Source organism: Klebsiella sp. HMSC09D12, from assembly GCF_001808475.1.
GTDB classification, from domain to species: domain Bacteria; phylum Pseudomonadota; class Gammaproteobacteria; order Enterobacterales; family Enterobacteriaceae; genus Klebsiella; species Klebsiella oxytoca.
Map to the genome: position 1 here is coordinate 1 of NZ_KV793458.1, position 24,727 is coordinate 24,727.

Genomic DNA, 24,727 nt, shown 5'->3' on the forward strand with positions numbered 1-24,727 from the left:
GAAGTGACAAGGGGAAATTTCAAAAAACTTTTCATTCGCTCAACTTTCCATCATCGGGGTGATTTAACGCGCTATTTGCTGGTCATTTGCGCAATTTCCCGCGCAAATCTGCCTACCTGCTGCCAGTCGGTATAGACCACTTCTTTACTGACATCGGTCTCGCCGTCGGTCATCTTCATAATAAGACGGATCATAAAGCGATCGTACCAGCGATAGCGTGGATAGCGGAGCGCACCGGCAAACACTGCGCAATGCTGGGGCTGCCAGGGCGAGTTGAGCAGAAACTTGCGCGTGTAGCTATTAGTTTGCGGCGTTCGTTTTTCTGGCTTACGCGCCACGAGGTTGACCGAGAAAAAAGCCCCCGGCAGCGCCTGTAGCGATTGAAGATGCGTTTTTACAAACCGTTCCAGCGCTGGATGAAAATGACCGTAGCGGATTGATGCGCCTATCACAACGCGATCGTATAAAGGCCACTCCACCTCGTTAGTGCGGTTGAGATCAACCGTGTCCGAATCGATCCCCTGCTCTTTTAGTTCAGAGGCCAAAAACGAGGCGATCTCGCGCGTCTGTCCGTCGCGGGTGGAAAAGAGAATCAAAGTTTTCACAGGCACTCCTGTTATTCGCGCCAGAAAGTCGGAGTAAATAGCACCAGTAAGGTGAACACTTCCAGACGACCAAACAGCATATTAGCAATCAAGATCCATTTCGCGACAGGGTTCATCGTGGCAAAGTTATCCGCCACTACGCCCAGTCCCGGTCCAAGGTTGTTCAGCGTGGCGACGACTGAAGCAAAGGCCGAGAAATCATCCACGCCGGTAGCAATTATCGCCAGCATACTGATGATAAACACCAGCGCATACGCGGAGAAGAATCCCCAGACGGCTTCGAGGATACGCTCCGGCAGTGCACGGTTTCCCAGTTTAATACTGTAGACCGCATTAGGGTGTACCAGACGTTTAAGCTCGCGGTTGCCTTGCTTAAAAAGCAGCAGGATACGAATAACCTTTAGTCCACCGCCGGTGGACCCGGCGCAGCCGCCGATGAAAGCCGAACATAGCAAGAGCACCGGCAAAAATAGCGGCCAGCGCGCAATACTGTCTGTCGTGAAGCCCGCCGTTGTCGCCATCGACACCACCTGGAAAAACGCCTGGTTGACCGTCATTAACGCCGAGCTATAGACGTCATGCAGCCACAGTACAAGGGTGCATACCACCACCAGCGTAAACTGCACGCCGATAAACATACGGAATTCAGGGTCTCGCCAGTACACTTTCAGGCTGCGCCCGCTCAGTAATGAAAAGTGCAGGCCGTAGTTACAGCCAGAAATCAGCAGGAAAACCGCAATAATGGAGTTAATTGTTGGGCTATTAAAGTAACCCACGCTGGCATCATGGGTGGAGAACCCGCCAATCGCGATAGTAGAGAAGCTATGGCCGATGGCGTCAAATGCCGGCATCCCGGCAAACCACAGCGCCAACGCGCAGGCCACCGTCAGCAGGACATAAATAAGCCACAGCGTTTTTGCCGTCTCTGCAATCCGCGGCCGCATTTTGTTATCTTTCAGCGGTCCGGGCATTTCGGCCCGATACAGCTGCATCCCCCCGACGCCCAGTATCGGCAGTATCGCTACCGCCAGAACGATGATCCCCATCCCGCCAAACCACTGCAGCATCTGCCGGTAGAAAAGAATAGCATGGGGTAACGAATCGAGCCCCACCAGCGTGGTTGCCCCCGTCGTTGTCAGACCGGAGAAAGATTCAAAGAATGCATCCGTCACCGTCAGGTTCGGCTGCTCCGCAAAGATAAACGGCAATGCCCCCACGCTACCCAGCACGGTCCAGAAGAGAACCACAATCAGAAATCCTTCCCGGGATTTCAGTTCTCCCTTCTCACGACGATTAGGCCACCACAGCAGCGAACCGATGGCCAGGGCAACGAAAAAGGTCTGGGTAAACGCTCGCCCCGCACCATCGCGATATATCAGAGCTATTAATCCCGGAAGGATCATCGTCCCCGAAAACAAAATGACCAACAGTCCAACGATTCGGGTTATCGCGCGAAAATGCATCTCTGGCGCTTCCTTTGATATGCAAAAAAATCAGGTGGGGATTATTCGTCAATCTTCAGTAATTGCAACGAACCGCGACTAAAATCAGCCAGCTTTGCTGAAAATAGCGCCACTTCAGCCTGGGGAAGCGCCACGCGCAGCTGAACAGACGCCTGATATTCGCTTTCGACAATTTTTCCTGAGAACTGAGCCAACAGCGTTTCAATCCCGGCCAACTGCCCGTATTCACACTGCAAAGTATATGCGGTGAGCGGCGTCTTGCGCTGTGTTGTGAGCTGCGCTAGCGCCTGATGTACACCGCCGCCATACGCTTTCACCAGGCCGCCGGTGCCCAGCAGAATACCACCGTAGTAGCGCACGACGACAGCGGTTATCTCGCCGACGCCGCTGCCCATCAACTGCGCCAGCATTGGTTTCCCCGCCGTTCCCGCCGGTTCGCCATCGTCGGAAAAACCCAGCTGCTGAGAATCATTTGGCGGCCCTGCAACCCACGCTACGCAGTGATGACGCGCATCCGGGTGATCCGCCCTGACTGACTCGACAAACGCCTTTGCCGCCGCTACGCCATCGGTATGGGCCAACAGCGTAATAAAGCGGCTCTTTTTGATCTCTTCAACGACGGTGACCGGCTCGGCCGGTATCAACCAGCTTTCCATTACGCCAGTTTCAGATCGCGCGTCATATTTTCGATGCTGTTTTCGTGGATCACGACGTTGTCTTCGATACGGATACCGCCAAAGGGTTTCAGCGCTTCAATTTTCTGCCAGTTAAAGTGTTTGCTGAACTGTCCTTCGCGCCACGGCGCCAGCAGCGATTCGATAAAGTAGATACCCGGCTCGATCGTCAACACCATGCGCGGCTGCAGAACGCGCGTGCAGCGCAGGTAAGGATATTTTGCCGGCGCGGCCTGGTGGGTACCGGTATCATCCTGCATAAAACCAGCAACGTCATGAACCTGCAGACCTAAGGGGTGGCCAATACCGTGCGGCATAAATGGTCCGGTCAGGTCATTTTCCACCATCGCTTCTTCGCTCATGTCTTTGACTATCTGATGTTTACGCAGCAGTTTGGCGATGCGCTGATGGAACTGGACATGATAATCCACGTAGCTCACGCCCGCCTTCATGGTGCTAATCAGCGCCAGCTGTTCATCATTAACGTCTTTAATCAACTGAGCATAGTCATTATCGCCATGCGCCGCCCAGGTACGGGTCAGGTCGGCTGCATAGCCGTTGTATTCCGCGCCCGCATCCAGCAGGAAGCTACGCATCTCTGCAGGCGCACGATGATCAAGCTTTGTGTAATGCAGTACGGAGGCATGCTCGTTCAGCGCCACAATATTGCTGTACGGCACATCAGTGTCGCGATGGCCGGTCGCGGTCAGATAGGCCTGGTTGATATCAAACTCGCTCATCCCGGAGAGGAAAGCTTCATGAGCAGCCTGATGACCGTTAACCGCCGACTTCTGCGCTTCACGCATACAGGCCAGCTCATAGTCAGTTTTATAAGAGCGATAGTAGTGCAGATAATCGATCGCCCCTTTCGGGTTGATTTTATCCGCCGCAATATCCAGCCCCAGCGCACGTTCCGGTACCGGTCCGATATAAGCGATATTGCCACGCGCGGCAGGCAGCTGGCTGCCGATACCATCCGCTTTCGGCAGGGCGATCACCTCCACCTCTTCGGTCCAGAATGACGTCGGCAACGGTTCTACGTTATGCCAGTAATCAACCGGCAGATAGAACCACAGCTTTGGTTTGTTGACGCCGTCCACCAGCAGCCAGCAGTTCGGAACCTGCGTAACCGGTACCCAGGCTTTGAACTGTGGGTTGACCTTAAATGGATACGGATGATCGTCAAGAAAGACGTTGACCAGTTCACCTGAGTGAATCAACAGAGCATCCAGCTTAAAGCGGGCCAGAACATCGCGGGTGCGTTCTTGTAAGGTAACGATATGATTTTTATAGAGACCGGCCAGGGATTCCATCTTTTATCCTTTGATTTTATTGGATCGTGAATCTTCGCATCTTAGCACATTGGCTCCAGACGGGGTGATCTCTAGCGGGTGTGATCCGACCAGCATTTATTTAAAGACTTATTTGCATTTTCTTAACATAAATTCCACACTCCGTTGCATCTGGTACGACCAGATCATATTGCTGGATTCAGGAGACTGACATGCTCTACAAAGGCGACACCCTGTACCTCGACTGGCGGGAAGACGGCATTGCCGAACTGGTATTCGATGCCCCCGGCTCGGTCAATAAGCTTGATACCGCAACCGTAGCCAGCCTCGGTGAAGCGCTGGACGTGCTCGAAAAACAAAAAGATCTGCAAGGGCTACTGCTGCGCTCTGAGAAAGCAGCCTTTATCGTCGGTGCGGATATCACTGAATTTCTTTCCCTGTTCCTGGTTCCGCAAGAACAGTTAAGCCAGTGGCTGCATTTCGCCAATAGCGTATTTAATCGCCTGGAAGATTTACCGGTTCCCACTATTTCCGCCGTCAACGGCTATGCGCTGGGCGGCGGCTGCGAATGCGTGCTGGCGACCGATTATCGCCTGGCGACGCCGGATTTGCGCATTGGCCTGCCGGAAACGAAGCTGGGTATCATGCCGGGCTTTGGCGGCTCGGTGCGGATGCCGCGGATGCTTGGCGCGGACAGCGCGCTGGAAATCATTGCCGCAGGTAAAGACGTTGGCGCCGAACAGGCCTTAAAAATCGGCCTCGTCGATGGCGTGGTTAAACATGAAAAACTGCTCGATGGCGCGATAGCAATTCTGCGTCAGGCCATTAAAGGTGACCTGGACTGGAAGGCGAAGCGCCAGCCGAAGCTGGAGCCTCTTCACCTGAGTAAAATTGAAGCCGCGATGAGTTTTACCATCGCCAAAGGCATGGTGGCGCAAACCGCCGGGAAACACTACCCTGCGCCCATTACTGCCGTTAAAACCATTGAAGCCGCCGCCCGCTTTGGCCGCGAAGAAGCCTTGAATCTGGAAAACAAAAGTTTTGTCCCGCTGGCGCATACCCACGAGGCGCGGGCGCTGGTAGGTATCTTCCTTAACGATCAGTATGTTAAAGCGAAAGCGAAGAAGCTGACTAAAGATACCGACACGCCAAAACACGCGGCCGTACTGGGCGCGGGGATTATGGGCGGCGGCATTGCATACCAATCGGCATGGAAAGGCGTGCCGGTAGTCATGAAAGATATCAACGACAAATCGCTGACGCTCGGCATGACCGAAGCGGCCAAATTGCTGAATAAACAGCTTGAGCGCGGCAAAATCGATGGTCTCAAAATGGCTGGCGTTATTTCCACTATTCAGCCAACCCTGGATTACGCCGGCTTTGAGCGCGTGGACGTCGTGGTCGAAGCCGTTGTTGAGAATCCGAAAGTGAAAAAAGCGGTGCTGGCGGAAACGGAAGACAAAGTCCGTCCGGATACCGTGCTGGCATCGAATACCTCCACCATTCCCATCAGCGAGTTGGCCAGCGTACTGAAGCGCCCGGAAAACTTCTGCGGAATGCACTTCTTTAATCCGGTGCACCGGATGCCGCTGGTCGAGATTATTCGCGGTGAAAAAAGCTCGGACGAAACCATTGCGAAAGTGGTCGCCTGGGCCAGCAAAATGGGTAAAACGCCAATAGTGGTCAACGACTGCCCCGGTTTCTTTGTTAACCGCGTGCTGTTCCCCTACTTCGCCGGTTTCAGCCAGCTGCTGCGCGACGGCGCAGACTTCCGCAAAGTCGACAAAGTGATGGAAAAGCAGTTTGGCTGGCCGATGGGCCCGGCCTATCTGCTGGACGTCGTTGGCATTGATACCGCGCATCACGCGCAGGCAGTCATGGCGGCGGGCTTCCCGCAGCGGATGCAGAAAGATTATCGCGATGCGATCGATGCGCTGTTCGACGCTAACCGTTTCGGCCAGAAAAATGGCCTCGGCTTCTGGCGCTACAAAGAAGACAGCAAAGGTAAGCCGAAGAAGGAAGAGGATGCCGCAGTCGATAACCTGCTGGCAGAAGTCAGCCAGCCGAAGCGTGATTTCAGCGATGAAGAGATTATCGCCCGCATGATGATCCCGATGGTCAACGAAGTGGTGCGTTGTCTTGAAGAGGGCATTATCGCCAGCCCGGCGGAAGCCGATATGGCGCTGGTCTATGGTCTCGGCTTCCCTCCGTTCCACGGCGGCGCGTTCCGCTGGCTGGATACCCTCGGTAGCGCAAAATATCTCGATATGGCGCAGCAGTATCAGCATCTCGGTCCGCTGTATGACGTGCCGGAAGGATTGCGCAGCAAAGCGCGTCATAACGAACCGTACTATCCCCCGGTTGAGCCTGCCCGTGCGCCAGGCGAGCTGAAAACGGCTTAAGGAGTCACAATGGAACAGGTTGTCATTGTCGATGCAGTTCGTACCCCGATGGGCCGTTCGAAGGGCGGCGCCTTTCGCCATGTGCGCGCGGAAGATCTCTCCGCGCACCTGATGCGTAGCCTGCTTTCACGTAATCCATCCCTTGAAGCAAGCGCCATTGATGATATTTACTGGGGCTGCGTTCAGCAGACCCTTGAACAGGGTTTCAATATTGCCCGCAACGCGGCGCTGCTGGCGGAAATCCCGCATTCCGTGCCCGCCAACACGGTCAATCGACTGTGCGGTTCTTCCATGCAGGCGCTTCACGACGCGGCCCGCATGATCATGACCGGCGATGCCAGCGTATGCCTGATTGGCGGCGTAGAACATATGGGCCACGTCCCGATGAGCCATGGTGTGGATTTTCACCCGGGCCTGAGCCGGAACGTCGCTAAAGCCGCCGGGATGATGGGGCTGACCGCAGAAATGCTGGCGCGCCTGCACGGCATCAGCCGGGAAATGCAGGATCAGTTTGCAGCCCGCTCCCACGCCCGCGCCTGGGCCGCGACGCAATCTGGCGCATTCAAAACGGAGATTGTTCCGACCGGCGGTCACGACGCCGACGGCGTACTGAAGTCATACAGCTATGATGAAGTGATTCGCCCGGAGACGACGGTAGAAGCGCTGGCTGCGCTGAGGCCCGCGTTCGATCCCGTCACCGGTACCGTAACGGCGGGTACCTCTTCTGCCCTCTCCGATGGCGCCGCAGCCATGCTGTTAATGAGCGAAAGTCGCGCCCGCGAGCTGGGCCTGAAGCCTCGCGCTCGCGTGCGTTCGATGGCCGTCGTCGGCTGCGACCCGTCAATAATGGGCTACGGCCCGGTTCCCGCGTCAAAGCTGGCGCTGAAAAAAGCCGGGCTCACCACCAGCGATATCGATGTGTTCGAGATGAACGAAGCTTTTGCCGCGCAGATCCTGCCGTGCATTAAAGATCTGGGACTGATGGAACAGATCGACGAGAAGATCAATCTCAACGGCGGCGCGATCGCCCTGGGCCATCCGCTCGGCTGTTCAGGCGCGCGCATCAGCACCACGCTCATCAACCAGATGGAGCGCAAAGACGCGCAGTTCGGCCTGGCAACGATGTGTATTGGTTTAGGTCAGGGGATCGCGACGGTATTCGAGCGGGTTTAAGCAAAGAGTTAATTCCCTGAATCATTCGCGCGGCATCGCGGCGGCAACCGAGCAAATCCCCGGGAGCATAGATAACTCTGTGACCGGGGTGAGCGAGCGCAGCCAACAAAAAGGCAGCGTGAATGATAACGGGGAGAAGGTTTAGTTGCCGTTCTTCCCGCCTGTCAGGGGCGGGTTTTTTATTTCCGCTATTCAGCTATTATCACCGGATACGTCACGTTGACTAAGGATAATAACGACTTATGAAAACACTCCCTTTCATACTTCTGCTCACCGCATTCTCTGGCGCTGCTCTTGCCAGCGAACAGGATAACGCTCAGGCATGCCTCTTATGGGGAATCAATAAAATGGCGCAGAATCCGGAAAGCGAGCGGCTCAAGGACCTGACCATCACCAATATTAATACCGAACGCTATGATGAGAAGATAGGCAGCCAACATATCGCGACGCAGTTAGCCGCCACGCTGGAAAAAGAAGGGAACCCCGTAGGGAAAATGCTCTGTTTGCTGGAAAACGATCGACCGCTGTACGTTTACTTTAGCGATGCGCGCTAGAACAGCATCCGGACCAACGCCCGGATGCCTTCACAGCGGCAATCAGATAAAGGCAAACGCGTCGCCAAACAGACGCTCTTCGCGGGCGCCGCGCTCGTTGCAGAACAGATCGCGGGCAATTTTAGCCATCTCGAAGCGACCTGCAATATAGATATCATGATCGCCCAGCGTACCGTAATCCTGCAGGACCGCGGTGAGTACGGTTCCGGTACGGCCACGCCACTCAGCGTCAGGCTGCTCAACCACGGGCTCGATGCGTAAGCCCGGATGCTGCACGCTTAATGCTTCCAGTTCCGCCAGATCATAGAGATGCTTCGCTTCGCGTCCGCCCCAATAGATAGCGATATCGCGGTTTGGATTGCGCGCCAGCGCGGTAAGCAAAATCGAACGCACGTAAGAGAAGCCCGTTCCCCCAGCGATTAAAATCAGCGGGCGTTCTTCGTCATCACGCAGCCAGGCTTCGCCATGCGGCAGATCGACCTCGATTTCACGCTCTTTCAGGATCCGATCCATCACTGCCATCGCATACAGATTAAGTTCAGATGCACCGATATGCAGTTCGATAAACTCCTGTTCCGACGGCGTAGAAGCCATGGAGAATGGGCGCTTATCGCGTTCGTCCATCACGACCATCAGATACTGACCAGCCCGGAAAGAAAACGCCGCTTCCGGCACTAATCGAACGCGATACACAGTATCGGTAATCGCCTCCACCGAGGTCACTTTACAGCTTAAGGTTGTCATGCGTCCCCTCTGTCGGGTCTATTGTGCAAAACAGCGGCGTAGCCCCGCTTACTGTTATTTGAAGATGGCCAGTTCATCCCAGATGGCGTCAACGCGCGCCGTCACCTCGGGATCTTTCTTAATCGGACGACCCCACTCGCGCTGGGTCTCACCGGGCCATTTATTTGTGGCATCCAGCCCCATTTTTGAACCCAAACCGGAAACCGGTGAGGCAAAATCCAGATAATCAATTGGCGTATTTTCTACCATTACCGTATCACGCGCCGGGTCCATACGGGTAGTAATCGCCCAAATCACATCATTCCAGTCACGCGCGTTGACATCATCATCGCAGACGATAACAAACTTGGTATACATGAACTGACGGAGGAAGGACCAGACTCCCATCATGACGCGTTTCGCGTGACCGGCGTACTGCTTCTTCATCGTGACCACCGCCAGGCGATAGGAGCAGCCTTCAGGTGGTAAATAGAAATCCACAATCTCAGGAAACTGCTTTTGCAGAATAGGGACGAAGACTTCGTTCAGCGCAACGCCCAGTACCGCGGGTTCGTCCGGCGGACGTCCGGTATAGGTCGAATGGTAGATAGCGTCTTCACGCTGAGTAATATGGGTAACGGTAAAGACCGGGAAATTATCCACTTCATTGTAGTAGCCCGTATGATCGCCATACGGCCCTTCCGGCGCCATTTCACCGACTTCAATATACCCTTCCAGCACAATCTCTGCGCTGGCGGGCACCTCCAGATCGTTAGAGATGCACTTCACGACTTCGGTTTTCGTACCGCGCAGCAGCCCGGCAAATGCATACTCGGAGAGGGTGTCGGGAACCGGAGTCACCGCCCCGAGAATGGTTGCCGGATCGGCACCCAGCGCAACGGAGACCGGGAAACGCTCGCCAGGGCGCGCTGCGCACCACTCCTGGAAATCCAGCGCGCCGCCGCGATGCGATAGCCAGCGCATAATCAGCTTGTTCTTGCCAATCAGCTGCTGGCGATAAATGCCCAGATTTTGCCGCTCTTTATGCGGGCCGCGCGTCACCGTCAGGCCCCAGGTGATCAGCGGTGCGGCATCTTCCGGCCAGCAGGTCATGATCGGGATGCGGCCCAGATCGACATCATCGCCCTGAATAATTTTTTGCTGGCATGGCGCCCCGCGCAGACGCTTAGTCGGCATATTCAGCACCTGCTTGAACTGCGGCAGCTTATCAAACAGATCGCGGAAACCTTTTGGTGGTTCCGGCTCTTTCAGGAATGCCAGGAGCTTACCCACTTCGCGCAGAGAACTGACATCCTCCTGCCCCATCCCCAGCGCAACTCGCCGCGGCGTGCCGAAAAGATTACACAACACCGGCATCGCGTAGCCTTTAGGATTTTCAAATAGCAGGGCCGGACCGCCAGCACGCAAGGTGCGATCGGCAATTTCGGTAATTTCCAGATGAGGATCGACCGGCAGGGAAATCCGTTTCAATTCCCCCTGCTGCTCCAGTAATGTCAGAAATTCGCGTAGATCGTGGTATTTCATGGAGTTGTTATTGACCTCTATACAGGCGGCTGATTATACGGCGTTCGCCGGAGCTATGCTGTATTTTTGTTAAATTAGCGTGAAAGAACGCTGAAATTTAGCTTTCAACTGCAATGATTTCGCGATCGCCCCGGCCTTTTGTTATGCTTGCTGCTAGTAGAGTGGAAAGAGTTATTATGCAAGCCTGGTATTTACTTTATTGCAAACGTGGGCAGCTTGAGCGCGCCCAGGAACATCTCGAGCGGCAGGCCGTCAATTGCCTGATGCCAACGATCGAACTGGAAAAAATCGTCCGCGGTAAACGCACGACGGTCAGCGAACCCCTGTTCCCAAACTATCTGTTTATCGAGTTTGACCCGGAAGTGATTCATACCACCACCATCAGCGCAACGCGCGGCGTGAACAGCTTTGTGCGTTTCGGCGCGCTGCCCGCGATCGTGCCGTCTGCGGTTATTCATCAGCTCTCCATCTACAAACCGGAAGGTATTACCGACCCGGAAACGCCGCATGAAGGCGACAGCGTGCTGATCACCGATGGCGCCTTTGAGGGTCTCCAGGCTATCTTTACCGAACCGGATGGCGAAGCCCGCTCTATGCTGCTGCTGAATCTGCTTAACAAGCAGGTATTACAAAGCGTCAAAAATACTGACTTTTATAAAATCTGACGGCGTCTAAAAACGCACGCCAAAGAGCCTTCTGACGTTAGCATCGGTAATCTCTTCCAGCCACGGCGCTTCTTCTCCGCGCCACTCCGCGATACGAGACAGAATATGCGGCAGATATGCAGGCTCATTGCGGCGGGAAGCGGGTTTTGGCTGCATATCCCGCGGCAGCAGATACGGCGCATCGGTCTCAATCAGCAGGCGATCGGCCGGGATATCGGCCAGGAGAGCCCGCAGCTCCAGCCCCCGACGCTCATCGCATACCCAGCCGGTAATGCCAATAAATAATCCCAGCTCCACGCATTCGCGCATCTCTTCGCGGCTACCCGTAAAGCAATGCACCACGGCCCCCGGAAGCTTATCAAGCCACGGGGTTAGCAGGGCCAGGAAACGGTCGTGCGCATCGCGGCAGTGCAAAAATACCGGCATCGACAGTTCCGCAGCGAGCGCCAGCTGGGCGCTAAACGCCGCCTCTTGCTCCTGAGGCGTTGAAAAGTTGCGGTTGAAATCCAGCCCGCATTCGCCAATCGCAACGACCTCTGGCTCGCGGGCCAGCTCGTAGACCGCTGCCGCGGCCGATTCCGTCCAGCTGCGGCTGTCGTGGGGATGAACACCGGCCGTTGACCAGCATCCGGAATAACCATGCGCCAGCTGCTGCGCCTGCGCGCTTTCATGAAGGTTGGTCCCCGTCAACAGCATTCCTGTGACTCCCGCCGCCCGGGCTCGGGCAATAACCTCGTCCCGATCGCGGGAAAACTGCGAGCTGGTCAGATTCACGCCGATATCAAACATCATCACTCCCATACGGCAACCGCCCTGACGGGCGGTTGCGCTTTATTCTTCTTTGCCCTGCGCCTCTTCGGCTGCGGCATCCTCGTCACGCGTCAGGCGCTTACCGGTATAGAACCGCGCGAAGAAGACCCCGACTTCAAACAGGCAGTACATAGGAATCGCCAGCAGCGTTTGCGAGAACACATCCGGCGGCGTCAGCAGCATCCCAACGACAAATGCGCCAACCAGAACATAGGGGCGTTTCTTACGCAGGTCTTCCGGCGTGGTGACGCCCATCCAGCACAGCAGGACGATGGCCACGGGAACCTCAAATGAGACGCCAAAGGCGATAAACAACGCCATCACAAAGTCGAGGTAGCTGCGAATATCGGTCGAGACCTGTACGCCTTCCGGCGCCGCATGGGTCAGAAAACCAAACGCCAGCGGGAAAACAACAAAGTAGGCAAAAGCCATGCCGATATAGAACAGCAACGTACTGGAGACCAGCAGCGGCATAACCAATCGACGTTCGTGCTTATACAGCGCTGGCGCCACAAAGGCCCAAACCTGATACAAAATGACCGGCACCGACAAAATTATCGATACCATGAAGGTCAGTTTGATTGGCGTGAAGAAAGGCGAGGCCACATCCGTTGCGATCATAGTCGCGCCAACCGGCATCTGCCGAATAAGCGGCGCAGAAACCAGCTGATAGATGTCATTGGCGAAATAAACCAACGCCAGGAAAATGACCAGAATCGCAAGAATGCTGTTGATTAAGCGCTTGCGCAGCTCAATCAGATGCGTAATTAGCGGTTGAGTATCGTCTACGCCCATTTTTACTGTTTATCACTCGATACGGGGGAGGAGGAATCGGAAGCCGCCACGGCAACTTTTACTTTCTCTGCCGGGATTTCACTCTGCGAAACGGGGGGCTCTTCAGACACGGGTTCAGGTACGTGCTCAGGCGCGCTGGCCTGATGTTCAGCCGTTGCTGGCGTCACGTCCTTGCGCTGCTCTTCACTCCCTTTTACAACCGGGTTATGAATCGTGTTGGCTTCGTCGCTGGCTTTTTCAGGATCGTGGGCGGAATAGGATCGCTTCATAGATTCAGCCGCTTCTCGCAGCTCATCCATAGATGCTTTTAGCTCAGGCGTCAGGTTATCCAGACTGGCCTTTTCCACCTTCTTAAGGCTTTCCTGAAACTCCTGCAGTTTTAATTCCTGGGTTATTTCATTTTGTACGGTAGCCGCCAGCGACCGCAGCGTACGGATCCAGCTGACTACCGTTTTTACCGCTACCGGTAGTCGCTGTGGCCCCAAAACGATGAGGCCAATCACGAATACCAGCAGAAGTTCACTAAAACCGATATCGAACACGAATTACACCTGCTCTTTGTCGTGGCGTTTAGTCTCGTCTTTTTTTGCGTCATCCGGCTTATCAGCAAGGGTTTTTGCCGCGAAATCTGCATCCGGCGCGGATTTTTCCGGTTTATCGTCGTCGCTCATGGCCTTTTTAAAACCTTTGATCGACGCCCCCAAATCGGAACCGAGCGAGCTCAGCTTTTTTGTCCCAAAAAGCAGAACCACAATGACGACAACAATGAGTAACTGCCAAATACTGATACCACCCATACACATTCCCCTATGACAGATGATGAATTAATAGGACGCATTATACACGTTATGCGCAGTGATAAAGGCGACTGCCGTCAGTTCGTCTTACGCCAGCCGATAAGCCAGGTTACGACGCCAGCGGCCATCAGCCAGCCGGGCATCATGCCCCACTCAGGGCGGTGGATGAACAGCAGCGTACCACTCAGTAATAAAACCGCGCCTATACCAAACAGATAACGGGACTGCCCCTGGCGCACGTGCCGCACCTGGATGTCGCGCACGATGGTATCGACGCTATTCTGTAACTGCTTGCTTTGCTGCAGGCTCTGATACACCAGCTCAGGTATTTCCGGCATTCTCTCAATCCAGAACGGCGCCTTCTCTTTAAAAGCCCGCACCAGAGCCGGAATGCCCACCTGATCTTTAATCCACGACTCAAGGAACGGTTTCGCCGTTTTCCACAAGTCTAACTGAGGATAGAGCTGGCGACCTACTCCTTCTACGTAAAGTAATGTCTTCTGCAGCAGAACCAGCTGCGGCTGCACTTCCATATTGAAACGTCGCGCCGTGTTAAACAGGTTCAACAACACATGGCCAAACGAGATTTCCGCCAGCGGTTTTTCAAAAATAGGCTCGCAGACGGTACGAATGGCAAATTCGAACTCTTCGACGTTGGTATCTGCCGGAACCCAGCCGGAATCAACGTGCAGTTCCGCAACCTTACGGTAGTCGCGATTGAAGAAGGCAATAAAGTTTTCCGCCAGATAGCGTTTATCTTCTTTGTTCAGCGAGCCGACGATACCGCAGTCTATACCAATATACTGCGGGTCTTCCGGGTGGTTACGACTGACGAAAATGTTGCCCGGATGCATGTCGGCATGGAAGAAGCTGTCGCGGAAAACCTGAGTAAAGAAGACCTGCACGCCGCGCTCAGCCAGCAGCTGCATGTTGGTCCCCTGCGCTTCCAGCGCGGCGACGTCGGAAACCGGGATCCCGTAAATCCGCTCCATCACCATCATGCCTTCACTGCAGTAGTCCGAGTAAACTTCCGGGACATAAAGCATCGGGCTATCTTCAAAGTTGCGCCGCAGCTGAATAGCGTTAGCCGATTCACGCAGCAGGTTGAGCTCATCCAGCAGCGTTTTTTCGTATTCACGCACCACTTCCTGCGGGCGCAGGCGACGACCGTCCGGTAACAGACGAGGCACCCAGCGGGCAAGGCGGTAGATGAGCTTCATATCCGCTTTGATAACCGGCACGATATCCGGGCGGATCACTTTAATGACCACTTCTTTGCCGTTCTCTTTCAAGCGCGCGGTATGCACCTGAGCAATAGAAGCGGAAGCAAGCGGTTCAACAGAGAAATCATCAAACCAGGCTTCTACCGGCAAGCCGCCCATGGCTTGCTCAATTTGCTTTTTGGCCTGCAGACCATCAAAAGGCGCAACGCGATCCTGCAGCATGGCCAGCTGATCGGCAATGTGGGGAGGGAACAGGTCGCGACGGGTCGAGAGCATCTGGCCAAACTTGATCCACACCGGACCCAGCTCCTGCAGCGCAAGGCGCAGGCGCTCGCCAAGAGGACGTTCTTTATGGCGGTTTGGCATCCAGAACAACATCCGCCGCCAGATTCGCAGCGGCAGCGTGATACGCATTTTAGGAATGAGCTCATCAAGCCCGTAGCTCAAAAAGGTGTGGACGATGAAATACAGGCGCCGTAATTCTCCTGGCGTCATTTGCCCTCCAGCGTTTCCAGCCGTTTTTCCAGCGCGGCCAGCGCTCGCTCAACGGCTGCGGTTTCTTCAGCAAACCAGGCCAGCTCCAGCGGACCCGGCGCCAGGCGCCACTCTTCGGTAATCGCTTCCGCAACATAGCGCTGCTGGCGCTGAGCACCACGCAGAAGAAAACGAGCACCGCCGCGGAATACTTTACTAAAGCCTTCCGCAACCACATCCCCGGTATACGGTGCGAGCAGTTCAGCCGGATCGAACTCCGCGAGATCGCACAGCGTAACGGTATTTTGTACCACCTGCAGATCGCCCTGCACTTCAAGATCGCCGCTGCGAATCAGCGCGGTAAGCTGCTGGCGATTACGTAGCTGCGGAAGCACGCTCAGGCGAGTACGCACGGTGCAGTCTGCCTCGCCTTCCCACGCCCCCAGCACATCGACCTGGCGCTCGCTAAAAACCAGCACCACGGGTTCGGAGAGCTCCTGTAGTTCGACACGCAGCACTTTCCCCAGCAGACGCTGACGGGCAGGTTTCAACGCCCGATCGCGCCAGAGGAAGGTATTCAGAACCGTCTCAAGACCGGCGGTAACCAGTGGTTTGAAAGGCATAGCGTCCCTCCTGTCAGAACTTATAACCGCGGTGTAGCGCAACGATGCCTGCCGTGAGGTTGTAGTAGTCGACGTTTTCAAATCCTGCATCCTGCATCATGCCTTTCAGCGTGTCCTGATCGGGATGCATTCGAATAGATTCAGCAAGATAACGATAGCTTTCGGCGTCTTTCGCAACCAGCTCGCCTACGCGCGGCAGGATATGGAAGGAATAGGCGTCGTAGGCTTTGCTAAGCGGCTCAATAATCGGTTTTGAGAATTCCAGCACCAGCAGACGGCCACCCGGCTTTAATACGCGGTACATAGAGCGCAGCGCTTTTTCTTTATCCGTCACGTTACGCAGACCGAAAGAAATCGTAATGCAGTCAAAGGTGTTGTCCGCAAAAGGTAGCGCTTCGGCGTTCGCCTGGACGTATTCCACGTTGCCGACAATGCCGATATTGCGCAGCTTTTCACGGCCCATTTTCAGCATAGAGTCGTTGATATCCGCCAGCATCACGCGGCCGGTTTCGCCGACCAGGCGAGAAAATTTCGCCGTCAGATCGCCGGTTCCTCCGGCCAGATCCAACACGGTTTGCCCACGGCGGACGCCGCTGCAGTCGATGGTGAAACGCTTCCACAAACGATGAATACCGAACGACATCAGATCGTTCATTACGTCATATTTTGCGGCCACAGAATGAAATACATGCGCCACCATGTCAGCTTTCTGCTCTTTGGCGACAGTCTGAAAGCCAAAATGCGTCGTTTCTTGTGAATCCTCAACCATCTCTATGCCTGCTTACTTATCAAGAAAATGTTCGTTGAGTGTAACAGGTTTAGCGCACTTCCCATACGCTTCAACGCGGCTGAGGACGGTTCTCATACGCAGCGGCAACGGCCTTATCGGCAGAAAAGTCTTTATCTTCCTGCGCGTTACCGTCTTCTGTAAGGAAGTATTCTTCATCCTGCGCGGCTGCCTGTTCGACTAAGTCAGGATTAATCCCACGTTTAACCTCCACCCCCAGCCCGCGAAATGACTCCGCCTGCACCAGCAGGTTACCGCGCCCGGAGGCGAGCTTTTTCATCGCCTGACGGTAGTTATCCTGGGCTTTATCCAGGCTCTGGCCAATGGCCGACATATCGTCAACAAACAGACGCATCTTGTCATACAGACGCCCCGCTCTTTCGGCAATTTTCTGCGCGTTACGGCTCTGATGTTCATAGCGCCAGAGATTGGCGATGGTCCGTAGCGCCACCAGCAGCGTGGTCGGGCTCACCAGCATGATGTTGTTTTTCAGCGCTTCGCTAATGAGTTCCGGCTGGCGATCGATTGCCAGCAGGAAGGCCGGTTCCACCGGGATAAACATCAGAACATAGTCAAGCGAGCGCAGCCCAGGCAGCTGCTGATAATCTTTGCGTCCCAGCAGGCGCATATGGTTGCGTACGGAAGCAATATGCTCCTGCAGCGCCGCTTCTCGGGTGTAATCATCGTCAGCGTTGAAGTAGCGCTCATAGGCCACCAGGGTCATTTTGGCATCGATGACCACATCCTTTCCCTGCGGCAAACGGACGATCACATCAGGCTGCATCCGCGCGCGGTTTTCCGTTTCGATGCTCACCTGAGTTTGATATTCATGGCCTTCCCGCAGCCCCGATGCTTCCAGTACGCGGGTCAACACCACCTCGCCCCAGTTGCCCTGAGTTTTGTTATCGCCTTTTAGCGCGCGGGTCAGATTTAGCGCTTCCTGGGCCATCTGCGCATTTAGCTGCTGAAGATTGCGGATTTCATGGGCCAGGGTGTGACGCTCCCGCGCTTCCTGGCCAAAGCTATCCTGCACCTGCCGACGAAAGCCATCCAGCTGTTCGCGCAGCGGCGTCAGCAGACCATGCAGGCTCTGGCGGTTCTGCTCATCTACCCGGCGATTACTGTGCTCAAAAATACGGTTCGCCAGATTCTCAAACTGCTCGCTAAGCCGCTGCTCGCTGTTAACCATCTGGCGGATTTTGTCTTCCGCATGCAGCTGAGTGGATTCAAGACGAGTGGTCACTTCGCGGAGGTCAGCTTCCAGCGAGGCGTTGATTTCGCGCAGGCTGCGCAGCTCGTTATTCAGCAGTTCACACTCTTCGCGCCAGTGAGATTCCTGTACCAGCCGTTGGCGGGTGGCGCTCAGCTCAATATCCAGCTCGCGCCGCTCTTCGATGAGATCGGCGCGAATTTGATCGGCGTGCGCTTTGGTCGCCAGCCAGCCGACAATCAGCCCCACGGCCAGCGCCACGACGGCACTAATAATAATTGAGATATCCACAAAGCCCCCTGCGGCAACGACTTACGGCACAAAATAGAATTGTGCTGTACAAACGTCCAGTTTGAAAGGGTTTTCCTGCGAGGCGCTACGCAAAAAAGAAGGGCCGGAGAATCCGACCCTTATACGAAGAGAGAATAATTACAGCAGGCGGCGCGCCGCTTCCACGACAATTTTCACCGCGTGGCTTTCGGTTTGCTTCATGGTTTCCGCGTTCGGAATCTCCTGCTGGGTACGGTTGACGATAACCCCGGCAACCATTCCGGCGCGCAGGCCCTGGCTGGCGCACATGGTCAGCAGAGTGGCGGATTCCATTTCATAGTTCATTACGCCCATCGCCTGCCACTCTTCCATCGAGCCTTTAAAGCGGCTAACGACGCGGCCGGAGAAGGTATCGTAACGTTCCTGGCCCGGATAGAAGGTGTCGGAAGAAGCGGTCACGCCGATATGGGTGGTCGCGCCAATAGACTTCGCCGCCTCAACCAGCGCGGTAGTACATTCAAAATCAGCCACCGCCGGGAACTCCATCGGCGCAAAGTGCAGGCTTGCACCGTCCAGGCGGACAGAAGCGGTGGTCACCAGAACATCACCTACGTTAATGTGCGGCTGAATGGCGCCGGTGGTACCAATACGCAGGAAGGTACGGATGCCGAGCTGGGCCAGTTCTTCCACGGCGATAGAGGTCGATGGGCCGCCGATACCGGTAGAGCAGACAATCACTGCTTTACCATCCAGCTCGGCGCGCCAGGTGGTGAATTCACGGTGAGATGCCAGCTTAACCGGCTTATCCATCAGCGCGGCGATCTTTTCCACACGCTCCGGATCGCCAGGGACGATAGCCAGCGTAGCCCCTTGTAAATCGTTTTTGGTGAGGCCGAGATGAAAAACATCAGACTTGGACATAAAAAACTCCTCTGTGGGTCGAATTATCAGCAGAAGCAAAACGGTACTTTACAGAAGCTGCTGGTTCAGTTTTGTGATACCAATCACCATGAATGAAATTCATTGCAATAACTTTCCATAAAATAGTGATAAACATCACATTAACAAGCTAAATCTCAGAACCCTGCACAAAAGATAGCCGGTTTCGGGCACTGTGTTTGGTTAACGTCCTGTCCAGAGCAGCTATAGTTATTGATGCGCTAATAAATTGAGGGTACGGAGAATACCATGACGACAATCAAGCCAACCGGCTTTGCACCTGCAGCCACGCCGCACGCCTCAACTGCCGTTCACACATCAGATGAGAACATCGTGTCCGGGGAGACATCCATCCCTTCGCAGGGAGATAACATGCCGGCATTCCATGCCCGCCCGCGCAGCGTCGACGGTTCGCTGCCGGTGGTTATCGTGGTTCAGGAAATTTTCGGCGTGCATGAACATATCCGCGATATCTGCCGCCGTCTGGCAAAGGAGGGGTATCTGGCTATCGCACCGGAGCTGTACTTCCGCCAGGGCGATCCTAACGATTACAGCGACATTCCTTCTCTGTTCCAGGGGCTGGTCACAAAGGTGCCGGATTCTCAGGTGCTGGCCGACCTCGATCACGTGGCTAGCTGGGCCTACCGCCACGGCGGCGACGCCCACCGTCTGCTCATTACCGGTTTCTGCTGGGGCGGGCGCATCACCTGGCTGTACGCTGCGCATAACCCGCAGCTAAAAGCCGCCGTCGCCTGGTACGGCAAGCTGGTCGGCGAAAAAACGCTTAATTCGCCGAAGCATCCGGTCGATGTCGCCGTCGATCTGAATGCGCCGGTTTTAGGGCTGTATGGCGCAAAAGATGACAGCATCCCACAGGATACGGTAGAAACCATGCGCCAGGCGCTACGGGCGGCCAACGCCACGGCGGAAATTGTGGTTTATCCGCAGGCCGGCCACGCTTTTAATGCCGACTATCGCGCCAGCTATCATGAAGAGTCGGCGAAAGACGGCTGGCAGCGAATGCTGGCGTGGTTTGCGCAGTACGGCGGTAAGCGGGGGTAAAAATCAACTATTGCCGATATGGTGACTCACCATCCCGGCAATAGTCCCGTCCGCTATCCATGAAGAAAGGCAGCGGCAAATAAATTCATAGTGCTGTGTCGCATTGCGCGGCACGCATATCGCCTGATGTATCTGGCTAAAACTATCGGGTAAAACGCGAAACTGTGGATTATCCCGCGCGGCTTTCTCCAGAGGCTGACGAATACCGGCCACCATATCACCTTCGCCGTTGATGAACGCCTGTATAGCATCCTGCGAAGTGGCATATTGGCGCAGCGTCGCATGTTTCAGCGTGCGAATCAGATACAGCTCGTAGGCCGCACCTTTGCCCACGTTGATTACTGAACCTTCGCGGTCCATCTCCTGAACCGATTGAATCTTGCTCTCTTTTTTAACCATCAGCGAACTCTCGATCGTGATGTAGGAGGGCGTAAAGCGAAGCTTATCTTCCCTCGCCGGGTCGATAGCCAGAAAAGCGATATCCCATTGATCCATCAGCGCCGCATCCACGACCTGCCCGGCCGTTGGCCAGGTCACCAACCGCGCTTCACGCTGGCTCTCAGTCGCCAGTTTCTTTGCCAGTTCGACGGTTATCCCCCCCGGCGATCCATCTGGCGACAGTATCGTAAGAACCGGGTTGCCCAGATTAATGGCAAAACGTAAATACTTCTTTTGCTCGTGGCGTTCAATCATCATTCATCTCCGAAGAGTGACAGTAGACCCATTCAGTAAATGATTAACTCTGGCCATCTCCAGCGCCAGGGCTTTGACGTATTACTTTAAGCATATCAATGCTGCGCGCCGCAGCATTTTTTATATTTACGCCCGCTGCCGCAGGGGCAAGGGTCGTTGCGGGAAGCCGTTTTCGGCTGCTGCTCTTCTTGCGCCAGCCATTGCATCATGGCCGGGAGCGGATAGCCGTTTTCCAGAAGCTGCCGCCAGACGTTCATATACGGCGTCACGTGTTTGAAAAAGTGCTGATAGCCTGCGCACAGGTAGCTATGGCCGGGGCGACCGCTCGGGGAAACGGCGAAGCGATGTTTCGGACAACCGCCGTGGCAGGCAAAGCGAAACTCGCAGCTGCGGCAATCCGCCGTTAGCGTCTCTTGTTTTGCCTGACCAAAGGCGATGGCCTGCTCGCTATTATTCAGCTCGTGGATGCTCTGCTGATGAATATTACCCAGCTTATGCTCCGGATAAACAAAGTGATCGCAGTTATACAGATCGCCGTTCGATTCCAGCGCAAAAGCGTGCCCGCAGGTTGGCGAATGTACGCAAAGTACCGGCGGCTGACCGGTCCATGCCGCCAGGGCAACGTCAAACATCTGCACGTAGACGCGATCGACGTCGCGACGAACCCAGATATCGAAAATTTGGTTAAGAAACTCGCCGAACTGCCAGGAGGGTACCGTCCAGGGCGCCAGCCGCGCCGCGCTCTCACCCGGGAGCACCAGCTGGAGCGGCGCCGAGGCGTCGCTGCTCATCCGTTCGACCAGCGGGATAAACTGCATATAGCGCGAACCGGCCGCCAGCAGGAAATCATACACTTCACGGGCATGATCGACGTTATGCTTGCCGACGACGGTCAGGGTATTGAACTCGACGTTATGCGCCTTCAGCAGCGCCATCGCCGCAACAACCTTTTCGTGGGTACCCTTTCCGGCGCGGTTAACGCGGTACTGGTTATGCAGATGCGCCGGGCCGTCTATCGACAAACCCACCAGAAAACCCTGTTCGGCAAAAAAACGCGCCCACTCTTCGTCCACCAGGACGCCGTTAGTTTGCAGCGCATGTTCTATCTTCTTACCGTTGGCGTACTGGCCGCACAGCTCAACGACCCGGCGAAAAAACGGCAGCCCCATCATGGTCGGCTCGCCGCCCTGCCAGGCAAAGGTCACCGCATCGCCGGACTGGGCGGCAATATGCTGGCGAATATAGTTTTCCAGCGTCTCATCGGACATGCGCCAGTTTTTATTCCGTTCCGGATAAAGCGCTTCTTTTTCCAGATAAAAGCAGTAGGTGCAATCGATGTTACACACCGAGCCGCTCGGCTTTGCCATCACGTGGCAGCCATGAATCATGCTAATTTCCCCAGATTTGATGGCCCGGTAAATGCTGCCATTAACTGTTCTCTACAATGTACTGATAGCAGCTGGCGATATGGCGCGCGATGGTATATTCCACCAGCTCGCCGCGATCGTTAAATCCCTGGCGAGTCTTCACCAGCAGCGGCTCGCCTGCGGCAACCTGCAGAATGTCGCAGTCCTGGGCCGTCGGCAGCTCGGCGGTAATGGTGTCTTTATAGCTGTCAATATTTTCGCCGCGCTGTTCCAGCGCACTATACAAACCTTCTTTAAACGCGTCTAAAGTCAGCTCGCCCAGACGCGGCGTCAGCCAGATATAGTTTACCTGCGCGGGCAGTTCGTTTTGTCGATAGATCGTGCGGGTGAGACGCTGAATTTTCTGCCCCGCCAGGAGAGCGAAGGCCTGCGCCACTTCCGCCGGCGGCAACAGCTGCTCGAGTGTCAGATTATGTCGCGAAATAGAGTGCTGCTGCTGGCCATCAACCAGCCGGATACGGGTTTTGACGCCCTGTTTCTCTGAGGTGCTGATAACCATAGTGCCGATTCCAGCCTGGCGTTTTACCAGCCCTTTCGCGGCCAGCTCGGCCAGCGCGCGCCGGGCGGTGATGCGGCTGACGCCGAACAGTTCTTCAAACTCGGCTTCGGTCGGCAGGACATCATTCTTTTTGTAGGCCCCGGTTCTCAGCTTTTCCAGCAGGATATCGTGAAGCTGGGCGTACAATGGTTTCGCGCCGCGAGAATAGTCCAGTTCTTCTTTCATTAACTTCGCACTCCTGTTCCCCGGCCGCAGCCGGGGGTACCCCTTAATCAAGTCGCATTTCTAACGCCATCTTATAGTACACGCTCTGATGCTGCTCCTCCGGAACCTCGTTCTGCACGAAAGCCCACAAATTTTGCCGCGCCCAGTCCGGCTGACAGGCGGCCCGCAGTTTGTCAGCCAGAACATGCTGCCCGCTGCCCTCCAGATGCTGCAGTAGCGCAAACAGGCCGTAGCGCACCTGCGGCGTAAAGGCGGCCAGCTCCGGTAGCAGGTGCGGATCCAGCCCCAGCAGCGGGCTTTGCGCATCATCCAGGCCATAGCGCGCGTACAGCTCAGCGGGCGCATCGTTCTCCTTCATCATGCAGATCATCTGCTCCCGCAGCCGCCGCGCCGCGTGTTCATCCCGGCACTGGGTTTGCTGCGTCGGATCGGTGTGTAAATCATATAGTCGATGACCGAAGCGATCGGCGCCGCGGGTCATCACCGACTCAGCGGGAATTTTCATTACCGGACAGCCCTTGGTAAAGCGAAACGGCGGATGCAGCGTCGTTTCGCGCAGCTCCTGCGGCGTGAAGCGACGATTGATACGGGTCGGCATCAGGGTGTATTCGAACAGGCCATCGACGCCTTGCTCAACGGGCGAGCGCATATAGACGTAGCGACCATCGGTAATATTAATATGGCAACCGTGATAGCCAAACAGAGCATAGTCGCGGACCGGGGTATCGTCGCGCAGCGCGGGCAGCAGCGACACGCCCTGCATATCCGCCGGTTTATTCAGGCCAAAACAATCCAGCAGCGTCGCGGCGATATCGATGGTCTGCGCCAGCGCCTGACGAGACTCGCCCGCGCCGCCATAGTGCGGATGCCAGATAAACAGCGGAATATTTGCCACTTCGTTATACAGCGGCATAATATTTTTCCCCCACCACTCGTGCTCGCCGAGCAAAAAACCGTGGTCGGTGTTGACGATCAGCATCGTGTCGCGCCAGAGATCGTAACGATCCATATAGTCCAGCACCTTACCGACGTACGCATCCACCATCGTCAGCAGCGCCATATAGTATTTCTGGATCATGCTCTTGCGTTCGTCGCTTTCGGTGACGAAGTAGTAAGGCGGCCAGCCGTCGAACTGCGCAGGATCGTCAATGCCGTACATCTTGAGATATTTTTCCGGCACGAAAAACGGCTCATGCGGGTCGAAACACTCCAGCTGCAGAAACCAGTTATCGCTGGCATGGTTGGCGTCGATAAACCCCAGCCCTTTGCCGATCGTCTTCGCCAGATGATGATCCTCTTCGTTCTGCATAAACTGCACGTTGATCTGATGCTGAATCCGGCTGGCGATCCGCCGCTGTTTGATCTCCTCCGGCTCGCCGGATTCGTAGCGATATTGCGGCTTATCCACCACCCCTTTCCAGGCATCGCCCTCCTGACCGCGCACAAACTCGTAGGTGCTGTAGCGAGAGTGATAGGTCGCTCCGCCGTCGCGCCAGTAGTGTTTGTGATCCGTCACCAGGTGGGTGTGGATACCGTTCTTCTTCAGCAGCTCGGGAACCGAATCATCGAACGGCTCGATTGGCGACCAGCCGCGATGTAAAAAGTTATAGCGTCCGGTATGCAGCTCCCGGCGTGCGGGCATGCAGGGCATGCTGCCGACATAGCAGTTGTCAAAACGAACCGTACGCTCCCTCAGCCGCTGGAAATTCGGCGTGATCGCCCTGTCGCTGCCGTAGGCCGACAGCAGGCGCTTATTCAGCGAATCAAACATCAACATTATCGCTTTCATGCTTTACT

Annotated in this window: 24 protein-coding genes; 5 read left to right on the forward strand and 19 right to left on the reverse strand. The window is 55.4% G+C overall.

Annotated elements, in window-relative coordinates:
* Nucleotides 1-71: 71 nt before the first annotated feature.
* From hemG to pepQ, 4 genes are read right to left on the reverse strand one after another with little or no spacing between them, the layout of a single operon-like run.
* Entirely contained in the window at nucleotides 72-605 is a 534-nt protein-coding gene (gene hemG, locus HMPREF3178_RS08990; RefSeq protein ID WP_004107806.1) for a menaquinone-dependent protoporphyrinogen IX dehydrogenase, read from the reverse strand.
* 11 nt (nucleotides 606-616) lie between these two features.
* Nucleotides 617-2,068 carry a Trk system potassium transporter TrkH gene (trkH, locus tag HMPREF3178_RS08995; protein ID WP_004107802.1) on the reverse strand — a complete coding sequence of 484 codons (1,452 nt, stop codon included), beginning with the start codon at nucleotides 2,066-2,068 and terminating at the stop codon, nucleotides 617-619.
* Nucleotides 2,069-2,109: 41 nt separating this feature from the next.
* Nucleotides 2,110-2,724: an IMPACT family protein gene (locus tag HMPREF3178_RS09000; protein WP_004107800.1), complete on the reverse strand. Its 615-nt coding sequence runs from the start codon at nucleotides 2,722-2,724 to the stop codon at nucleotides 2,110-2,112.
* Nucleotides 2,724-4,055 carry a Xaa-Pro dipeptidase gene (pepQ, locus tag HMPREF3178_RS09005; RefSeq protein WP_004107798.1) on the reverse strand — a complete coding sequence of 444 codons (1,332 nt, stop codon included), beginning with the start codon at nucleotides 4,053-4,055 and terminating at the stop codon, nucleotides 2,724-2,726. Before pepQ ends, HMPREF3178_RS09000 begins: the two co-directional genes overlap by 1 nt.
* A gap of 191 nt (nucleotides 4,056-4,246) precedes the next feature.
* Here pepQ and fadB point away from each other — a divergent pair, with 191 nt between their 5' ends.
* The 3 genes from fadB (at nucleotide 4,247) to HMPREF3178_RS09020 (ending at nucleotide 8,163) form a co-directional block, all read left to right on the forward strand.
* A complete protein-coding gene (gene fadB / locus HMPREF3178_RS09010; protein ID WP_004107796.1) occupies nucleotides 4,247-6,436 on the forward strand; it encodes a fatty acid oxidation complex subunit alpha FadB in 2,190 nt (729 codons plus the stop codon).
* Nucleotides 6,437-6,445: 9 nt separating this feature from the next.
* The gene (gene fadA / locus HMPREF3178_RS09015; RefSeq protein ID WP_017145173.1) at nucleotides 6,446-7,609 is read left to right on the forward strand and encodes an acetyl-CoA C-acyltransferase FadA; all 1,164 of its coding nucleotides are present in this window, start codon (nucleotides 6,446-6,448) and stop codon (nucleotides 7,607-7,609) included.
* 242 nt (nucleotides 7,610-7,851) lie between these two features.
* Nucleotides 7,852-8,163 carry a hypothetical protein gene (locus HMPREF3178_RS09020; RefSeq protein ID WP_017145174.1) on the forward strand — a complete coding sequence of 104 codons (312 nt, stop codon included), beginning with the start codon at nucleotides 7,852-7,854 and terminating at the stop codon, nucleotides 8,161-8,163.
* A gap of 42 nt (nucleotides 8,164-8,205) precedes the next feature.
* Here the strand turns inward: HMPREF3178_RS09020 and fre are convergent, their stop codons facing one another.
* Both fre and ubiD read right to left on the reverse strand, forming a co-directional pair.
* Nucleotides 8,206-8,907 (reverse strand): NAD(P)H-flavin reductase, encoded by a 702-nt coding sequence (gene fre, locus HMPREF3178_RS09025; protein WP_004107791.1) that lies wholly within the window; start codon nucleotides 8,905-8,907, stop codon nucleotides 8,206-8,208.
* Between the two features lie 54 nt (nucleotides 8,908-8,961).
* Nucleotides 8,962-10,431, reverse strand: coding sequence for a 4-hydroxy-3-polyprenylbenzoate decarboxylase (gene ubiD, locus HMPREF3178_RS09030; protein WP_004107790.1), 1,470 nt, complete (start codon nucleotides 10,429-10,431; stop codon nucleotides 8,962-8,964).
* Nucleotides 10,432-10,607: 176 nt separating this feature from the next.
* Between ubiD and rfaH the strand changes: the two genes are divergently transcribed.
* Nucleotides 10,608-11,096, forward strand: coding sequence for a transcription/translation regulatory transformer protein RfaH (gene rfaH, locus HMPREF3178_RS09035; protein WP_004097595.1), 489 nt, complete (start codon nucleotides 10,608-10,610; stop codon nucleotides 11,094-11,096).
* A gap of 6 nt (nucleotides 11,097-11,102) precedes the next feature.
* Here the strand turns inward: rfaH and tatD are convergent, their stop codons facing one another.
* The 9 genes from tatD to udp all read right to left on the reverse strand — a co-directional run bounded on the left by tatD (nucleotide 11,103) and on the right by udp (nucleotide 19,006).
* Nucleotides 11,103-11,897: a 3'-5' ssDNA/RNA exonuclease TatD gene (gene tatD / locus HMPREF3178_RS09040; protein ID WP_160887395.1), complete on the reverse strand. Its 795-nt coding sequence runs from the start codon at nucleotides 11,895-11,897 to the stop codon at nucleotides 11,103-11,105.
* Nucleotides 11,898-11,927: 30 nt separating this feature from the next.
* Nucleotides 11,928-12,701 carry a Sec-independent protein translocase subunit TatC gene (tatC, locus tag HMPREF3178_RS09045; RefSeq protein ID WP_004107787.1) on the reverse strand — a complete coding sequence of 258 codons (774 nt, stop codon included), beginning with the start codon at nucleotides 12,699-12,701 and terminating at the stop codon, nucleotides 11,928-11,930.
* A gap of 2 nt (nucleotides 12,702-12,703) precedes the next feature.
* Nucleotides 12,704-13,243, reverse strand: coding sequence for a Sec-independent protein translocase protein TatB (gene tatB / locus HMPREF3178_RS09050; protein ID WP_016808230.1), 540 nt, complete (start codon nucleotides 13,241-13,243; stop codon nucleotides 12,704-12,706).
* A 3-nt stretch (nucleotides 13,244-13,246) separates the two neighbouring features.
* Nucleotides 13,247-13,498, reverse strand: coding sequence for a Sec-independent protein translocase subunit TatA (gene tatA, locus HMPREF3178_RS09055; protein WP_004107782.1), 252 nt, complete (start codon nucleotides 13,496-13,498; stop codon nucleotides 13,247-13,249).
* A gap of 77 nt (nucleotides 13,499-13,575) precedes the next feature.
* The gene (gene ubiB, locus HMPREF3178_RS09060) at nucleotides 13,576-15,216 is read right to left on the reverse strand and encodes a ubiquinone biosynthesis regulatory protein kinase UbiB (protein WP_004107780.1); all 1,641 of its coding nucleotides are present in this window, start codon (nucleotides 15,214-15,216) and stop codon (nucleotides 13,576-13,578) included.
* Nucleotides 15,213-15,818, reverse strand: a complete 606-nt coding sequence (gene ubiJ, locus HMPREF3178_RS09065) for a ubiquinone biosynthesis protein UbiJ (protein ID WP_016808229.1) — start codon at nucleotides 15,816-15,818, stop codon at nucleotides 15,213-15,215. Before ubiJ ends, ubiB begins: the two co-directional genes overlap by 4 nt.
* Before the next feature lie 13 nt (nucleotides 15,819-15,831).
* Complete coding sequence (gene ubiE / locus HMPREF3178_RS09070; RefSeq protein WP_004107776.1) at nucleotides 15,832-16,587, reverse strand: bifunctional demethylmenaquinone methyltransferase/2-methoxy-6-polyprenyl-1,4-benzoquinol methylase UbiE; 756 nt, start codon at nucleotides 16,585-16,587, stop codon at nucleotides 15,832-15,834.
* Nucleotides 16,588-16,657: 70 nt separating this feature from the next.
* A complete protein-coding gene (gene rmuC / locus HMPREF3178_RS09075; RefSeq protein WP_016808228.1) occupies nucleotides 16,658-18,106 on the reverse strand; it encodes a DNA recombination protein RmuC in 1,449 nt (482 codons plus the stop codon).
* Nucleotides 18,107-18,244: 138 nt separating this feature from the next.
* Nucleotides 18,245-19,006, reverse strand: coding sequence for a uridine phosphorylase (gene udp / locus HMPREF3178_RS09080; RefSeq protein WP_004097583.1), 762 nt, complete (start codon nucleotides 19,004-19,006; stop codon nucleotides 18,245-18,247).
* Between the two features lie 267 nt (nucleotides 19,007-19,273).
* Here udp and HMPREF3178_RS09085 point away from each other — a divergent pair, with 267 nt between their 5' ends.
* Complete coding sequence (locus tag HMPREF3178_RS09085; protein ID WP_004117059.1) at nucleotides 19,274-20,086, forward strand: dienelactone hydrolase family protein; 813 nt, start codon at nucleotides 19,274-19,276, stop codon at nucleotides 20,084-20,086.
* Nucleotides 20,087-20,089: 3 nt separating this feature from the next.
* Here the strand turns inward: HMPREF3178_RS09085 and HMPREF3178_RS09090 are convergent, their stop codons facing one another.
* The 4 genes from HMPREF3178_RS09090 to HMPREF3178_RS09105 all read right to left on the reverse strand — a co-directional run bounded on the left by HMPREF3178_RS09090 (nucleotide 20,090) and on the right by HMPREF3178_RS09105 (nucleotide 24,719).
* Nucleotides 20,090-20,779: a transporter substrate-binding domain-containing protein gene (locus tag HMPREF3178_RS09090; RefSeq protein WP_023321881.1), complete on the reverse strand. Its 690-nt coding sequence runs from the start codon at nucleotides 20,777-20,779 to the stop codon at nucleotides 20,090-20,092.
* A 95-nt stretch (nucleotides 20,780-20,874) separates the two neighbouring features.
* A complete protein-coding gene (locus tag HMPREF3178_RS09095) occupies nucleotides 20,875-22,167 on the reverse strand; it encodes an anaerobic sulfatase maturase (RefSeq protein WP_004107713.1) in 1,293 nt (430 codons plus the stop codon).
* A 40-nt stretch (nucleotides 22,168-22,207) separates the two neighbouring features.
* Nucleotides 22,208-22,930: a GntR family transcriptional regulator gene (locus tag HMPREF3178_RS09100; protein ID WP_016808226.1), complete on the reverse strand. Its 723-nt coding sequence runs from the start codon at nucleotides 22,928-22,930 to the stop codon at nucleotides 22,208-22,210.
* 43 nt (nucleotides 22,931-22,973) lie between these two features.
* A complete protein-coding gene (locus HMPREF3178_RS09105) occupies nucleotides 22,974-24,719 on the reverse strand; it encodes a sulfatase (RefSeq protein WP_016808225.1) in 1,746 nt (581 codons plus the stop codon).
* Nucleotides 24,720-24,727: the final 8 nt, after the last annotated feature.